Source organism: Pseudomonas sp. R19M (assembly GCF_050312585.1).
In the GTDB taxonomy this organism is placed as follows: Bacteria; Pseudomonadota; Gammaproteobacteria; order Pseudomonadales; family Pseudomonadaceae; genus Aquipseudomonas; species Aquipseudomonas palleroniana.
Genome location: NZ_JBNPJV010000042.1, coordinates 19,688 through 34,527, shown reverse-complemented (window position 1 = coordinate 34,527; position 14,840 = coordinate 19,688). Strand labels below are relative to the sequence as shown.

The window sequence follows — 14,840 nt, the reverse complement described above, 5'->3', positions numbered from 1 at the left end:
GGCGCTAATAAGGAAGAGAATTGAAAAGTGAGTGGCAGTTTAAAGCGAAGTTCCCACCACGTCACCGCTTTACGGGGGTTGGCCCCCCCGGACGGCTGTGTATACTTACCGCCATTTTAACGCCCTGGAACCTCCTTGATGGTTGATCACCTGATTGCATTTGCCACTGCCCACTACCTGCTCGCGGGTGCCTTTGTCATCCTGCTGGCGCTGCTGATCGCTCATGAAATGAGCCGCGGTGGCCGCAGCCTGAGCACGTCGGAGCTGACCGCGCTGGTCAACAAGGATGAAGCCGTTGTCGTGGATATTCGCCCGGCCAAGGAATTTGCCGGCGGCCACATTGTTGGCGCCCTGAACATTCCGCAGGACAAGCTGATCGCACGCCTGGCCGAGCTGGAAAAATACAAAGCCAAGACCATCATCCTGGTCGACGCCCAAGGCCAGCACGCCGGCACCCACGCTCGCGAAATGCTCAAGACCGGTTTCACCGCCGCCAAACTGTCCGGCGGTATCGGCAGCTGGAAGGCCGATAACCTGCCGCTGGTGAAGTGATATGAGCCAGGTTGTCGTGTATTCCAGCGATTGGTGCCCTTACTGCATGCGGGCCAAGGCCTTGCTGGAGAAAAAGGGCATTGCCTTCGAAGAGATCAAGGTCGACGGCAAACCCCAGGTGCGTGCCGAAATGGCCCAGAAAGCGGGGCGCACGTCCGTGCCGCAGATCTGGATCGGCACCCGGCACGTCGGTGGCTGCGATGACCTGTTCGCCCTGGAGCGCGCCGGTAAACTCGATGCGCTGCTGCTCGTCTGACTCCTAAACCCTAAAGACCCCAAGATTAAGAAGGATCTGTGATGACTGACCAACAGAATACCGAAGCAGCAGAAGCCCAAGGCCCACAATTTTCGCTGCAGCGCATCTACGTTCGCGACCTGTCGTTCGAAGCGCCGAAAAGCCCGGCCATCTTCCGCCAGGAGTGGACCCCAAGCGTTGCCCTGGACCTGAACACCCGCCAGAAATCCCTGGAAGGCGACTTCCACGAAGTGGTACTGACCCTGTCGGTAACCGTCAAGAATGGCGAGGAAGTGGCCTTCATCGCTGAAGTGCAACAGGCCGGTATTTTCCTGATCCAGGGCCTGGACGAAGCGTCCATGAGCCACACCCTGGGCGCGTTCTGCCCGAACATCCTGTTCCCGTATGCCCGCGAGACCCTGGACAGCCTGGTCACCCGCGGCTCGTTCCCGGCGCTGATGCTGGCTCCGGTGAACTTCGATGCCCTGTACGCTCAAGAGCTGCAGCGCATGCAACAGGAAGGTTCGTCGACGGTTCAGTAATCTCGAACCCGACGCAGAACCCAATGTGGGAGGGGGCTTGCCCCCGATGGCGGTGGATCAGTCACATAGATGTCGACTGACACTCCGCCATCGGGAGCAAGCCCCCTCCCACATTTGTTATGGGTGTTACTTGAAGCCCAGCTGGCGCCAGCCTTCGTAGACGGCAACGGCTACGGTGTTGGACAGGTTCAGGCTGCGGCAACCCTCACGCATCGGCAGGCGCAGGCGGTGGCCGTCGGGCAGGGCGTCGAGCACCTCGGCCGGCAGGCCGCGGCTTTCCGGGCCGAACAGGAAGGCGTCGCCTTCGGCAAAACTGGCATCATGAAACGGCCGCGAGCCTTTGGTGGTGAACGCGAACAGGCGCGGGTGGCCCAGGCTTTCCAGGCAGCTGGCAAGGTCGGCGTGGCGCTTGAGGGTGGCGTACTCGTGGTAGTCCAACCCGGCGCGACGCAGGCGCTTGTCGTCCATGTCGAAGCCCAGCGGCTCGATCAAATGCAGGTGGCAGCCACTATTGGCGCACAGCCTGATAACGTTGCCGGTATTCGGCGGAATTTCTGGTTGAAAAAGGATGACGTGAAACATGCACGGCTCCGAAGGCAAAGATGCGTTGCATTCTACCCCTGAAGACGACCCAAGGCCGAAGCTATTGCCACGGGTCATGGGCTCTTTGGCGATTGTCGGCCTGATGATCGGCTTGATGATCGGCCGCCTGACCACACCCGACCCGGTCGAGTTGCAGCAGGTCGAGACCCGCGCGGATGGCATGGTGGTGTGGTTCAACAGCGAACCCAAGCTGCACGGCGAGCATATCGACGGCGCGGTGGCGTTGCTGTTCGACGCCCAGGGCAAGGCTGGCGGTGGGCAACTCAAGGTCAACGACAAGGATGTGAACTGGCGCGTGCGCAAGACCGATCGCGGCTTGCTGCTCAACCTGGTGGCCGCGCGACCGTTGCGTGGAGAGTGGAACGGGGGAAAAACCGACGGCCGCTGGCGGCTGGAGATCCATCTCCGGGAGGAATAAAAGAGGGAGTTCCCGGCCTGCCTGTACCAGGGCTCCCAAAACGGGTGTGGGGCACGATGCTGTTAGCATCAAGCGCCCCGGTGTAAAGAGGGGATTCTCGGCCTGCCTGTACCAAGGTCCCCGAAACTGGGTTGTAAAAGGGTTAATGCAGGGCGCGTGCCAGAACTTGTAATTTGTACCGAAAAAAGTCTCCAGAAAGCGAAAAGCCCCGAAATACGGGGCTTTGGTGTTTTTGGTTTTCAGATTTTTCTCAGCTTGGCTGAGATTTTAAGCATTGCATCTGTGCGCGATGACGGTTCGTGGTGCATTGAAGCGGTGCACGAAGATCGGGTTTGATCGTTCCCACGCTCCGCGTGGGAATGCATCCTGTGACGCTCCGCGTCATGACTCTAAAAGCGGACGCAGAGCGTCCAGGGCGGCATTCCCACGCAGAGCGTGGGAACGATCAGAGACCTGATACTCAGCCTTCATCACCCTCATCATCATCCCCGCCATCGACCTTCATCCCCAGTTCCTTGATCTTGCGAGTCAGGGTATTGCGGCCCCAGCCCAGTAGCACGGCGGCGTCGCGGCGGCGGCCGGCGGTGTGCTTCAGGGCGGTTTCGATCATGATTCGCTCGAAGGCCGGCACAGCGCTGTCCAGCAGGTTCGACTGGCCACGTGCCAGGGCCTGATCAGCCCATTGGCGCAGCGCCTGCTCCCAGTTGGTCACGGGGGCCGAATCTTGCGGCAGGCTCAACAGCTCCGGCGGCAGATCGCTGATATGCACTTCGCGTCCGGACGCCATCACGGTGATCCAGCGGCAGGTGTTCTCCAACTGGCGCACGTTGCCGGGCCACGGCAGGTTCTTCAGGTATTCCTCGGTCTCGCTCTTGAGCAGCTTCGGTTCGACGGCCAGTTCCTGGGCTGCACGGCTGAGGAAGTGGCGGGCAAGGGTCGGGATGTCTTCACGGCGATCCGACATGCGTGGGATGTGGATACGGATGACGTTCAGGCGGTGGAACAAGTCCTCACGGAATTTGCCCGCGTGCACCAGGGTTTCCAGGTTCTGGTGGGTCGCGGCGATGATGCGCACGTCCACTTTGACGGGGGTATGCCCGCCGACACGGTAGAACTCACCATCGGCCAGCACGCGCAGCAAGCGCGTCTGGGTGTCGGCCGGCATGTCGCCGATTTCGTCGAGGAACAACGTGCCGCCATCGGCTTGTTCAAAGCGGCCACGGCGCAGGTTGGCGGCACCGGTGAAGGCACCTTTTTCATGGCCGAACAACTCGGACTCCATCAAGTCCTTCGGGATCGCCGCCATGTTCAGGGCGATGAACGGCGAGGCTGCCCGTGGGCTGTGACGGTGCAGGGCATGGGCCACCAGTTCTTTACCGGTGCCCGATTCGCCGTTGATCAGCACGGTGATGTTGGAATGGCTCAAGCGCCCGATGGCACGAAAGACTTCCTGCATCGCCGGCGCTTCACCGATGATTTCCGGAGTGCGGGTCAGGGTCGGCGGGGCTTCCTGGTTTTGCTGTTCCTGGGCGTGCTGGTTGGCGCGCTTGACCAGCGCCACCGCTTCGTCCACGTCGAACGGCTTGGGCAGGTATTCAAAGGCGCCGCCCTGATAGGACGCGACAGCGCTGTCCAGGTCGGAGTGCGCCGTCATGATGATCACCGGCAAGCGCGGGTGCTGCTCGCGGATGCGTGCCAGCAAGTCCAGGCCACTGGCGCCGGGCATGCGGATGTCGGAGATGATCACGTCCGGCTGTTGGCGGGCCAGGCGGCTCATCACGCCGTCGGCGCTGTCGAAGCTCTGGGTGGCCATGCCTTCCTGTTGCAAGGCTTTTTCGAGGACCCAGCGGATAGAACGGTCGTCATCGACGATCCACACAGTTTCACTACGGCTCATGTCGATGGGGCTCCTTGTTCCAGTGGTAGAAAGATCGAGAAGGTGGTGTGGCCAGGATGGCTCTCACATTCGATCAGACCCTGGTGCTGGCTGATGATGTTCTGGGTAATGGCCAGGCCCAGCCCGGTACCGTCCGGGCGGCCGCTGACCATGGGAAAGAAGATGGTTTCCTGAAGTTCCGCCGGAATTCCGGGGCCGTTGTCGATGATTTCGACTTTGGTCACCAGGCGATGGCGCACATGCCCGATGGTGAACTGGCGCAGGGCACGGGTGCGCAGGCTGATGCGGCCCAGGCGCAGTTCGTTCTGGCTGCTGATGGCCTGCATGGCGTTGCGCACGATATTGAGCACCGCCTGGATCATCTGTTCGCGGTCGATCAATACGTCGGGAATGCTCGGGTCGTAGTCGCGTACCAGGGTGATACAGCCTTGGCTTTCGGCTTCCACGAGCTGGCAGACGCGCTCCAGGACTTCATGCACGTTGGTCAGCGCCAGCGACGGCAGCTTGTTGGAGCCGAGCATGCGGTCCACAAGGTTACGCAGGCGGTCGGCTTCTTCGATGATGACGTTGGTGTAGTCCTTGAGATGCTCCTCCGGCAGCTCGCGGGCCAGCAACTGCGCCGCGCCGCGAATGCCGCCCAGCGGGTTCTTGATCTCATGGGCGAGGCCGCGCACCAGCATTTTGCTGGTTTCCTGCTTGGACAACTGGGCCTCTTCCTTGGTGATGCGCAGCAGGCGATCGCGGGGGTGCACTTCCAGCAGCAGCAAGGTGGCGCCGTTGCTCAGGATCGGGGTCACGGCGTAGTCGACGGTCAGCGTCTGGCCGGTGAGGGCGGTCAGCATCGCCTCGCGCTTGGTGAACGGGTGTGCCTGCTCCACTGCCTGGCGCAACGAGCTCAGGGCTTCGGCCGACTCGGTGAACAATTCGCTGATGAACTGTCCATGGCTGCGCTGGCCACTGATAGCCAGGAGCATCTCCGCCGCCGGGTTCATGTACTCAAGGCGCAGGTCGTCATTGAGCAGAATGGTTGCGGTGGTCAGGTTGTCGAGTAGCAAACGGTGCAGTGCATCGCTGATGGTCATCAGGACCTCTTTTGGAGCAAGGCGCGGGCTTGAGGCACACGCTGATACCAGGAAAATGCAAAAACCAAACCAAGGCTCCGAAAAGAAGCGCGAAACCTCTGGAATGGGGGGTTAAGGCGCGAAACTGTGGCGTTCTGCCAGCTTGATCGTGAAGTTTCGAACCAAAATGGGCTGGACAGAGGGGAAGAGTGCAACCCGATGCACCAATATAGTGCTGTTTTGAAAGGTCCGTTCAGGAAAGCCAGGCGGCTTTCCTGGCGGTCAGCCTTTGAAGATGCACAGCTCAGCCGTGGCGCGAATCATCGCCAGTTGCCGCATTGGGTCGTTCAGTGGTTCATGGACGGCCTGTGCCAGCCATTGCGGGCACTGCGGGTCGGTGCGTTGCGGGGTGAAATCCGCCAGCTGCTGGAGCATGCGCTTTTGCAGTTCGTCCAGTCGTGGGCGAATCTGCTTTACCAGATCCGGGCGTGGCTCGTCGGGCGCCTTGCCCTGGAACTGCCAGTCGGACAGCAGGGTGTATTGCACCAGTTTGTTGGCTTCGATCTGCGCCGAGAAGAATTGCTCCGCCGCGTCAGGTGCCAGTTTGTAGGTCGGTGCCTGGGCGGCGACGCTGGCGATCACCTCTTGTTCGCGCTTCTTGTCTTCCACTGGCTTGTGGCTGTCCCATTTGCTCAGGGCGACCTGGTCAGCGATCTCCAGGCGTTCGGCGATGCTGTTGAGCAGTGGTTCCAGGGTGGGCGGCGCGGCGCTCGCACTGACACTGACGAATAACAGGGCTGACAAAAGTCTATGTTTCAACGCAGATCTCCTTGTGGGGGGGGGGGCTTGCTCCCGATGGGGCCTGTGAATACAGGTGCTGGCTGACACTCTGCCATCGGGAGCAGGTCCCCTCCCACATTTTTAATAAAACCGAGGCAAAAAAAGACCTCCCGAAGGAGGTCTTTTTCGTCATCACGCTACGTCAAGCAGCGCTACTGGATCAGCAGCTGTAGTACAGCTCGTATTCCAGTGGGTGTACGAAGGTGCGTACTTTGATTTCTTCTTCGCTTTTCAGCTCGATGTAGGCATCGATGAAGTCGTCGCTGAATACGCCGCCTTTGGTCAGGAACGCACGACCTTTGTCCAGCTCTTCCAGGGCTTCTTTCAGGCTGCCGCACACTTGTGGGATCTCTTTGGCCTCTTCAGGCGGCAGGTCGTACAAGTTTTTGTCGGCGGCATCGCCAGGGTGGATCTTGTTCTGGATACCGTCCAGGCCAGCCATTACCAGGGCAGCGAAGGCCAGGTATGGGTTGGCTGCCGGATCCGGGAAGCGGGCTTCGATACGGCGAGCGCGTGGGCTGGACACGTAAGGAATACGGATCGAAGCGGAGCGGTTACGCGCCGAGTAGGCCAGCATCACCGGAGCTTCGAAGCCTGGGACCAGACGCTTGTAGGAGTTGGTCGACGGGTTGGTGAAGCCGTTCAGGGCCTTACCGTGCTTGATGATACCGCCGATGAAGTACAGGGCAGTGTCGGACAGGCCGGCATAACCTTCGCCGGCGAAGGTGTTCTTGCCTTCTTTGGCGATGGACAGGTGAACGTGCATACCCGAACCGTTATCGCCGTACAGTGGCTTAGGCATGAAGGTTGCGGTACGGCCGTAGGCGTCAGCCACGTTGTGTACGCAGTACTTCAGGGTCTGAACTTCGTCAGCCTTGGCAACCAGGGTGTTGAACTTCACACCGATTTCGTTCTGGCCGGCAGTCGCCACTTCGTGGTGGTGAACTTCGATGACCAGGCCCATTTCTTCCATGGCGTTGCACATGGAGGTACGGATTTCGTGGTCGTGGTCGAACGGCGGAACTGGGAAGTAGCCGCCTTTGATACCTGGACGGTGGCCTTTGTTGCCGCCTTCCACGTCCTGGTCGGACATCCACGAACCTTGCTCGGAGAAGATCTTGAACATGGAGCCGGAGATGTCGGACTTGAACTTGACCGAATCAAAGATGAAGAATTCTGGCTCAGGGCCTACGAATACGGTGTCGCCGATACCGGTCGACTTCAGGTATTCCTCGGCACGCTTGGCGATCGCACGTGGGTCGCGGTCGTAGCCTTGCATGGTCGAAGGCTCGATCACATCGCAAACGATGATCAGGGTTGGGTCTTCGGTGAACGGGTCGAGAACGGCAGTGCTGTCGTCCGGCATCAGGATCATGTCGGAGGCTTCGATGCCTTTCCAGCCGGCGATGGAGGAACCGTCGAACATTTTGCCTTCTTCGAAGAAAGCATCATCCAGCGCATCACGCGCCGGCATGGTCACGTGGTGCTGAGTACCTTTGGTGTCCGTGAAGCGCAGATCAATCCATTTAACGTCATGATCTTTGATGAGTTGAACCGACTTCGACATAGTGTCCTCCGGGTGGCTTCGGGCTGGGTAGTGGAGTTAGCCCTTAGAATGTGGGTGATGCCGGCGCGGATAGTCCGCCAAGGCAACCTGCCTCACAAGAGAGCAAATTGCATGCCAGTGCGCCAACATGGGTTTTCTGCTCCAAAAACGCCCCTATAAAGGTGCATTGCGACAAAAGCCCAGAAATAGCGCACCTCAATGTAGCGCAGAGGAGTGAAAATGCACCTGATTAGTGCATTGCGTGTGCTGTGCATATTAACTGGTTAAACCTTGAGCGATTTCCGCTATAATCCGCGCCCCCCTTTTTCAGCAGGCCCGGCGCGCGCTGTTTCCATGAAATTAATCGTTAAAGTCTTCCCCGAGATCACCATTAAAAGCCGACCGGTACGGACGCGTTTCATCCGTCAATTGGCCAAGAACATCCGTGCCGTGCTCCGTGACCTGGACCCGGCTGTGGTGGTGAATGGCGTGTGGGACAATCTCGAGCTGGAAACCCGTGTCACCGACGCCAAGGCCTTGAAAGACATGACCGAGCGCCTGAGCTGCATGCCGGGCATCGCGCATTTCCTGCAGGTGGATGAATACCCGCTGGGCGACTTCGACGACATCACCGAAAAGTGCAAGCAGCACTACGGTAGTTCGCTTGAAGGCAAGATCTTTTCTGTACGTTGCAAGCGTGCCGGCAAGCATCCGTTCAGCTCCATGGATGTCGAGAAATATGTCGGCAGCAAGCTGCGTCGTGAATGCGGCGCAGCCGGAATTTCGCTGAAAACGCCGGAAATCGAAGTCCGAATCGAAATTCGCGACCAACGGTTGTTTGTCATCCACAGCCAGCACAACAGCATCGGCGGCTACCCACTGGGCGCCCTGGAACAGACCCTGGTATTGATGTCCGGCGGTTTCGATTCCACGGTGGCGGCCTACCAGATCATGCGCCGCGGCCTGATGAGCCACTTCTGCTTCTTTAACCTGGGCGGGCGTGCACACGAATTGGGCGTGATGGAAGTTGCGCACTTTATCTGGAAGAAATACGGCAGCTCCCAACGCGTGCTATTTGTAAGCGTACCGTTCGAGGAAGTGCTGGGCGAAATTCTCGGCAAAGTCGATAACAGTCATATGGGCGTGGTATTGAAGCGTATGATGTTGCGCGCCGCGTCGAGCATCGCCGACCGCCTGCACATCGACGCGCTGGTGACCGGCGAGGCGATCTCCCAGGTTTCGAGCCAGACGCTGCCGAACCTGTCGCTGATCGATTGTGTGACCGAAAAGCTGGTATTGCGCCCACTGATCGCCAGCCACAAGCAGGACATCATCGACCTGGCGCAAGAAATCGGCACCGCCGACTTTGCCAGGCATATGCCCGAGTACTGCGGGGTCATCTCGGTGAACCCCAAGACCCATGCCAAGCGCCACCGCGTGGAGCATGAAGAGAAAGAATTCGATATGGCCGTTCTGGAGCGTGCGCTCGAGAACGCCAAGCTGGTGCCGATCGATCGCGTAATCGATGAATTGGGCCAGGATGTACAGATCGAAGAAGTCAGCGAGGCTCTGGCCGGCCAGATCGTCATCGACATCCGTCACCCGGATGCCGCTGAAGATGAACCGTTGGAAATTGCTGGCATCGACGTGCAAACGCTGCCGTTCTACGCACTGAACGCGCGTTTCAAGGAACTGGATGACAGCCGTCAGTACCTGCTGTATTGCGACAAAGGCGTGATGAGTCGCCTGCATGCCCACCATTTGCTCAGTGAGGGGCATGCCAATGTGCGCGTTTATCGACCGAGCTAAGAGCCCGGGGCTGTTTGCCTGTGGCCTGCGTCACCGGCCCCCCGACTCTGCCGTCAAGCTGTAACGGCAAGGCCTGACTCTATTGTTAATCGCTGCCACGACCTGTCAGCACACCGAATCCTCTGATCGAGATACACAAGTGATCGAAAATCTACGTAACATCGCCATCATTGCTCACGTTGACCATGGTAAAACCACCCTGGTAGACAAACTCCTGCGTCAATCCGGCACCCTGGAGCGCAACGAGCTCAACGACGAGCGCGTGATGGACTCCAACGACCAGGAAAAAGAGCGCGGTATTACCATCCTGGCAAAAAACACCGCCATCAACTGGAACGGCTACCACATCAACATCGTGGACACCCCGGGCCACGCCGACTTCGGCGGCGAAGTAGAACGCGTAATGTCGATGGTCGACTCCGTTCTGCTGCTGGTTGACGCTCAAGACGGCCCTATGCCGCAAACCCGTTTCGTGACCAAGAAGGCGTTCGAAGCCGGCCTGCGTCCGATCGTGTGCATCAACAAGGTTGACCGTCCAGGCGCGCGTCCGGACTGGGTTCTGGACCAGATCTTCGACCTGTTCGACAACCTGGGTGCCACCGAAGAACAGCTGGACTTCAAAGTCGTCTACGCCTCGGCCCTGAACGGTATTGCCGGTCTGGACCACAACGACATGGCTGAAGACATGACCCCGCTGTACCAGTCGATCGTCGACAACGTACCAGCGCCGGCTGTTGACCGTGACGGTCCGTTCCAGATGCAGATCTCCGCACTGGACTACAACAGCTTCCTGGGTGTTATCGGCGTTGGCCGTATCGCTCGTGGTCGCGTCAAGCCGAACACCCCGGTTGTGGCTATCAGCGCCGACGGCAAGAAGCGCAACGGTCGTATCCTGAAGCTGATGGGTCACCACGGCCTGCACCGCATCGACGTTGAAGAAGCGGCAGCCGGTGACATCGTGTGCATCAGCGGTATGGACTCGCTGTTCATCTCTGACACCTTGTGCCACCCGGATACTCCGGAGGCGATGAAGCCTCTGACCGTTGACGAGCCAACCGTTTCCATGACCTTCCAGGTAAACGACTCGCCTTTCTGCGGTAAAGAAGGCAAGTTCGTGACCTCCCGTAACATCAAGGAGCGTCTGGACAAAGAGCTGCTGTACAACGTTGCACTGCGCGTTGAAGAAGGCGACTCGGCTGACAAGTTCAAGGTTTCCGGCCGTGGTGAGCTGCACCTCTCGGTACTGATCGAAACCATGCGTCGCGAAGGCTTCGAAATGGGTGTTGGTCGTCCTGAAGTGATCATCCGTCAGGTTGACGGCGTGAAGCAGGAACCGTTCGAAAACGTCACCATCGACACCCCTGAAGAATCCCAGGGCAAGGTCATGGAAGAGATGGGCCTGCGTAAGGGCGACCTGACCAACATGGTGCCGGATGGCAAAGGCCGTGTGCGTCTGGAATACAACATCCCTGCTCGTGGTCTGATCGGTTTCCGTAACCAGTTCCTGACCCTGACCAACGGTGCTGGCATCCTGACCTCGATCTTCGATCGCTACGACACCATGAAGTCCGGCGACATGTCCGGCCGTCAGAACGGTGTTCTGGTATCGGTAGAAACCGGCAAGGCGCTGACCTACTCCCTGGAAACCCTCCAGGCACGTGGCAAGCTGTTCGTTGAGCACGGTCAAGAGATCTACAACGGCCAGATCGTTGGTCTGAACAGCCGTGACAACGACATGGGCGTCAACCCAACCAAAGGCAAGAAGCTCGACAACATGCGTGCTTCGGGTAAAGACGAAACCATCGCCCTGGTTCCACCTGTTCGCTTCACCCTGGAACAGGCTCTGGAATTCATCCAGGACGACGAGCTGTGCGAAGTTACACCTAAGTCGATCCGTCTGCGCAAGAAGATCCTGGACGAAGGCGAGCGTACCCGCGCTGCCAAGAAAGCCAAGAACTGAGTTAGCTCAGGCTGAATAAAAACGCCCCCGGTCGAAAGGCCGGGGGCGTTTTTTTATGCCTGATCGTTCCCACGCTCTGCGATTGATCGTTCCCACGCTCTGCGTGGGAATGCAGCCCTGGACGCTCTGCGTCCGCTCTTGATGGGACGCAGAGCGTCCCAAGAGGCATTCCCACGCAGAGCGTGGGAACGATCATCAGAACTTGTCGAGAGTCTTGAAGTTGGTCTCGCGCACCACTTCTTTCGGCTTGTATGCGCAATAACCCGGCCGCGGCCCGATCTTCGGGTGGTTGCGGCAGGTATCCGGGCGCTTGTCATAAATAGTGCAGAAGCGCGTCTTACGATCCAGGTACAGGCAGTCGTTGTTGCTCATACGCTGCAGGGTAAAAATTTCCGACTTGGAATTGAAGCGCTCGACAATGCCTTCCTTCTGCAGCCGCTTGGCGATGTTCTTCGGCGGGTCGCCGCGCTCGAATTCATCGACGATACCAATGCGGATCAGGTCCTTGATCTTCACTTCGACCGGCAGCGTGCAGCAGCTGGACACACAGCCGCCGCACATGTGGGCGGAATATTTCTGCCAGGTCTCAAGACGGTCGAGTTCCGCGGCGGCGATCAGTTGAGGCTTCATCAGGGTTCCAAAAGGTGGGGCTGTATCCGGGCGCGCGATCATACCGGGATTGGTGGTTTTTTGAACAATATTTTGCGGGTTTCAGCTCAAAGGCTGATCGGCACGACCCCTGCATTAAATTTGCGCATAGGTGAATGAGTAAAAAAACTGCCGAACCAGCACGTCTACCGTCTGTCAGACCGACTAGGCTCTAGCAACTCCTTCAATCTCGCCCGAGGTCGCACCGATGTCTCAGGAACCGCTTGCACGAGAAGCAGAGGTAGCCGCATTTCGCGATGCCGTCTTGACCAAACTCACCTACGCGGTGGGCAAGGACCCGGATCACGCCTTCGACCATGACTGGTTCGAAGCCATTGCCCTGGCCGCCCGCGACCAGATGGTCGATCACTGGATGGACCATACCCGGCGCATTTATCGCAAAGGCCAGAAGCGGGTGTATTACCTCTCTCTGGAATTTCTCATCGGGCGCTTGCTCTACGACAGCCTGAGCAACCTTGGCGTGCTGGAAATTGCCCGCGAAGCCCTGGCGGAGCTGGGCGTGGACCTGGAGCGCATCCGCCTGCTGGAGCCCGACGCGGCGCTGGGCAACGGGGGCCTGGGGCGCCTGGCGGCGTGCTTCATGGAAAGCATGTCGACCTTGGGCATTGCCGGCCACGGTTATGGCATTCGCTACGAGCACGGCTTGTTCCGCCAGGCGATTGTGGATGGCTGGCAGCAGGAGCAGACCGAGCGCTGGCTGGATTTCGGTAACCCGTGGGAATTCGAGCGGGCCGAAGTAATTTACCCGATTGGCTTTGGCGGCAGCGTCGAAACCCTGGCTGACCCCTCCGGCAAGATGATCCAGGTGTGGACACCCAACGAAACCGTGCGCGCGGTGGCCTATGACACGCCGGTGGTCGGCTGGCGTGGCGCGAGCGTCAACACCTTGCGCCTGTGGCGTGCGCGTGCGGTGGAAGACCTGCACCTGGAGCGCTTCAACGCCGGCGACCACCTGGGCGCCGTGGCCGAAGTTGCCCGTGCGGAGAGCATCTCGCGCGTGCTTTACCCGGCCGACAGCACCGAAGCGGGGCAGGAACTGCGCCTGCGCCAGGAGTACTTCTTCGTCGCGGCATCGTTGCAAGACCTGCTGCGCCGCCACAAAAACATGCATGGCTCGGTGCTGAGCCTGGGTGAGCACGCCGCCATCCAGCTCAACGACACCCACCCGTCCATCGCCGTGGCCGAATTGATGCGCCAATTGGTCGACCTGCACGATATTCCCTGGGAAGCGGCGTGGGACGTCACCGTAGAAACGCTTTCGTACACCAACCACACCCTGTTGCCCGAAGCCCTGGAGACCTGGCCGGTCGGCCTGATGGAGCGCATGTTGCCCCGGCACATGCAGATCATCTACCTGATCAATGCACAGCACATTGACTCGCTGCGCGCCAAAGGCATCCACGATTTCGATGTGCTGCGTTCGGTGTCGCTGATCGAAGAAGACAACGGCCGCCGCGTGCGCATGGGCAACCTGGCGTTCCTCGGCTCCCATAGCGTCAACGGCGTGTCCGGCCTGCACACTCAACTGATGCGCAGCACGGTGTTTTCCGAGCTGCACAAGCTGTACCCGGAGCGCATCAACAATAAAACCAACGGCATCACCTTCCGCCGCTGGCTGTACCAGGCCAACCCCAAGCTGACCGCGATGCTGGTGGAGGCGCTGGGGCCCGATATCCTCGACAAGCCTGAAGAGCGCCTGGTCGAGCTGGAACCGTTTGCCGAGAAGCAGACGTTCCGCAAAGCCTTCGCCGAACAACGCCTGCACAGCAAGCGCGCACTGGCCGAGATCATTCACGAGCGGCTGGGCATCGCCGTCAACCCGGCGGCGATGTTCGACGTGCAGGTCAAGCGCATCCACGAGTACAAGCGCCAACTGCTCAACCTGTTGCACACCGTCGCGCTGTACCAGGCGATCCGCGCCGAGCCGGAAACCGACTGGGTGCCCCGTGTGAAAATTTTCTCGGGCAAGGCGGCGGCCAGTTATCACCAGGCCAAGCTGATCATCAAACTGACCAACGACATCGCCCGCACCGTCAACAACGACCCGACCGTGCGGGGCTTGCTCAAAGTGGTGTTCCTGCCCAACTACAACGTCAGCCTGGCGGAAAGCATCATTCCGGCGGCGGACTTGTCGGAGCAGATTTCCACCGCCGGCTTCGAAGCCTCAGGCACCAGCAACATGAAGTTCGGCCTCAACGGCGCGTTGACCATCGGCACTATGGATGGCGCCAACGTGGAGATGCACGAGCGCGTCGGTGCCGAGCACATGTTTATCTTCGGCCTCAGTGCGCAGCAGGTCGAGGCGCGCAAGCATGCCGGTGAGTTCCACGCAGGCCCCGATATTGCGGCGTCCCATCGCCTCAATGACGTGCTGCAGGCGATTCGCGGCGGGGTGTTCTCTCCGGATGACCCGGGGCGCTATGTGGGGTTGATCGACGGCTTGGTCAGTTACGACCGCTTCCTGGTGTGTGCCGACTTTGATTCCTACTGGGACGCCCAGGCGCGGGTCGAGGCGCATTGGCATGACTCCAAGGCATGGTGGCGTTCGGCGGTACTGAATACGGCGCGGATGGGCTGGTTCTCCTCGGATCGCACCATCAGGGAGTACGCCACCGAGATCTGGAAAGCCCTCGACTAAACACAACTGTCCAAAATGTGGGGGGCTTGCTCCCGGTGACGGTATTCAGTTAGCAAATATGTGGACTGAT

At 59.5% G+C, this 14,840-nt stretch carries 13 protein-coding genes; 7 read left to right on the top strand and 6 right to left on the bottom strand.

The window, feature by feature from the left end; all coding sequences use genetic code 11:
- Positions 1 to 138 precede the first annotated feature (138 nt).
- The 3 genes from ACQRBT_RS07530 to secB are packed head-to-tail and all read left to right on the top strand — an operon-like array spanning position 139 to position 1,329.
- Positions 139 to 552 carry a rhodanese-like domain-containing protein gene (locus ACQRBT_RS07530; protein WP_060754605.1) on the top strand — a complete coding sequence of 138 codons (414 nt, stop codon included), beginning with the start codon at positions 139 to 141 and terminating at the stop codon, positions 550 to 552.
- A gap of 1 nt (position 553) precedes the next feature.
- Positions 554 to 808, top strand: a complete 255-nt coding sequence (grxC, locus tag ACQRBT_RS07525) for a glutaredoxin 3 (protein WP_060754604.1) — start codon at positions 554 to 556, stop codon at positions 806 to 808.
- A gap of 41 nt (positions 809 to 849) precedes the next feature.
- Entirely contained in the window at positions 850 to 1,329 is a 480-nt protein-coding gene (secB, locus tag ACQRBT_RS07520; RefSeq protein ID WP_090367361.1) for a protein-export chaperone SecB, read from the top strand.
- 126 nt (positions 1,330 to 1,455) lie between these two features.
- Here the strand turns inward: secB and ACQRBT_RS07515 are convergent, their stop codons facing one another.
- Positions 1,456 to 1,911, bottom strand: a complete 456-nt coding sequence (locus ACQRBT_RS07515) for a tRNA (cytidine(34)-2'-O)-methyltransferase (protein WP_003171120.1) — start codon at positions 1,909 to 1,911, stop codon at positions 1,456 to 1,458.
- Between ACQRBT_RS07515 and ACQRBT_RS07510 the strand changes: the two genes are divergently transcribed.
- Complete coding sequence (locus ACQRBT_RS07510; protein ID WP_090367358.1) at positions 1,910 to 2,350, top strand: hypothetical protein; 441 nt, start codon at positions 1,910 to 1,912, stop codon at positions 2,348 to 2,350. The genes ACQRBT_RS07515 and ACQRBT_RS07510 overlap by 2 nt on opposite strands.
- A 460-nt stretch (positions 2,351 to 2,810) precedes the next feature.
- Here ACQRBT_RS07510 and ntrC read toward each other — a convergent pair whose 3' ends face one another.
- From ntrC to glnA, 4 genes are all read right to left on the bottom strand, one after another.
- A complete protein-coding gene (gene ntrC / locus ACQRBT_RS07505) occupies positions 2,811 to 4,247 on the bottom strand; it encodes a nitrogen regulation protein NR(I) (protein ID WP_060754601.1) in 1,437 nt (478 codons plus the stop codon).
- On the bottom strand, positions 4,244 to 5,329 hold the full coding sequence (gene glnL / locus ACQRBT_RS07500; protein WP_060754600.1) for a nitrogen regulation protein NR(II): 1,086 nt from the start codon (positions 5,327 to 5,329) through the stop codon (positions 4,244 to 4,246). The genes ntrC and glnL overlap by 4 nt, the downstream gene beginning before the upstream one ends.
- Positions 5,330 to 5,590: 261 nt before the next feature.
- Positions 5,591 to 6,127 (bottom strand): chorismate mutase, encoded by a 537-nt coding sequence (locus ACQRBT_RS07495; RefSeq protein ID WP_244384600.1) that lies wholly within the window; start codon positions 6,125 to 6,127, stop codon positions 5,591 to 5,593.
- 181 nt (positions 6,128 to 6,308) lie between these two features.
- Positions 6,309 to 7,715: a glutamate--ammonia ligase gene (glnA, locus tag ACQRBT_RS07490; protein ID WP_024072899.1), complete on the bottom strand. Its 1,407-nt coding sequence runs from the start codon at positions 7,713 to 7,715 to the stop codon at positions 6,309 to 6,311.
- A 333-nt stretch (positions 7,716 to 8,048) separates the two neighbouring features.
- Between glnA and thiI the strand changes: the two genes are divergently transcribed.
- On the top strand, positions 8,049 to 9,503 hold the full coding sequence (thiI, locus tag ACQRBT_RS07485; RefSeq protein WP_060754597.1) for a tRNA uracil 4-sulfurtransferase ThiI: 1,455 nt from the start codon (positions 8,049 to 8,051) through the stop codon (positions 9,501 to 9,503).
- A 139-nt stretch (positions 9,504 to 9,642) separates the two neighbouring features.
- Entirely contained in the window at positions 9,643 to 11,463 is a 1,821-nt protein-coding gene (gene typA, locus ACQRBT_RS07480) for a translational GTPase TypA (protein ID WP_060754596.1), read from the top strand.
- A gap of 195 nt (positions 11,464 to 11,658) precedes the next feature.
- Here the strand turns inward: typA and ACQRBT_RS07475 are convergent, their stop codons facing one another.
- On the bottom strand, positions 11,659 to 12,093 hold the full coding sequence (locus ACQRBT_RS07475; RefSeq protein ID WP_003237464.1) for a YkgJ family cysteine cluster protein: 435 nt from the start codon (positions 12,091 to 12,093) through the stop codon (positions 11,659 to 11,661).
- 226 nt (positions 12,094 to 12,319) lie between these two features.
- Here ACQRBT_RS07475 and ACQRBT_RS07470 point away from each other — a divergent pair, with 226 nt between their 5' ends.
- Positions 12,320 to 14,770: a glycogen/starch/alpha-glucan phosphorylase gene (locus tag ACQRBT_RS07470; RefSeq protein WP_060754595.1), complete on the top strand. Its 2,451-nt coding sequence runs from the start codon at positions 12,320 to 12,322 to the stop codon at positions 14,768 to 14,770.
- Positions 14,771 to 14,840 lie beyond the last annotated feature (70 nt).

Coding starts and splice junctions, on each gene's coding strand:
- ACQRBT_RS07530 (WP_060754605.1), top strand. CDS start 139: ATGGTTGATCACCTGATTGCATTTGCCACTGCCCACTACCTGCTCGCG.
- grxC (WP_060754604.1), top strand. CDS start 554: ATGAGCCAGGTTGTCGTGTATTCCAGCGATTGGTGCCCTTACTGCATG.
- secB (WP_090367361.1), top strand. CDS start 850: ATGACTGACCAACAGAATACCGAAGCAGCAGAAGCCCAAGGCCCACAA.
- ACQRBT_RS07510 (WP_090367358.1), top strand. CDS start 1,910: ATGCACGGCTCCGAAGGCAAAGATGCGTTGCATTCTACCCCTGAAGAC.
- ACQRBT_RS07515 (WP_003171120.1), bottom strand. CDS start 1,911: ATGTTTCACGTCATCCTTTTTCAACCAGAAATTCCGCCGAATACCGGC.
- ntrC (WP_060754601.1), bottom strand. CDS start 4,247: ATGAGCCGTAGTGAAACTGTGTGGATCGTCGATGACGACCGTTCTATC.
- glnL (WP_060754600.1), bottom strand. CDS start 5,329: ATGACCATCAGCGATGCACTGCACCGTTTGCTACTCGACAACCTGACC.
- glnA (WP_024072899.1), bottom strand. CDS start 7,715: ATGTCGAAGTCGGTTCAACTCATCAAAGATCATGACGTTAAATGGATT.
- thiI (WP_060754597.1), top strand. CDS start 8,049: ATGAAATTAATCGTTAAAGTCTTCCCCGAGATCACCATTAAAAGCCGA.
- ACQRBT_RS07475 (WP_003237464.1), bottom strand. CDS start 12,093: ATGAAGCCTCAACTGATCGCCGCCGCGGAACTCGACCGTCTTGAGACC.
- ACQRBT_RS07470 (WP_060754595.1), top strand. CDS start 12,320: ATGTCTCAGGAACCGCTTGCACGAGAAGCAGAGGTAGCCGCATTTCGC.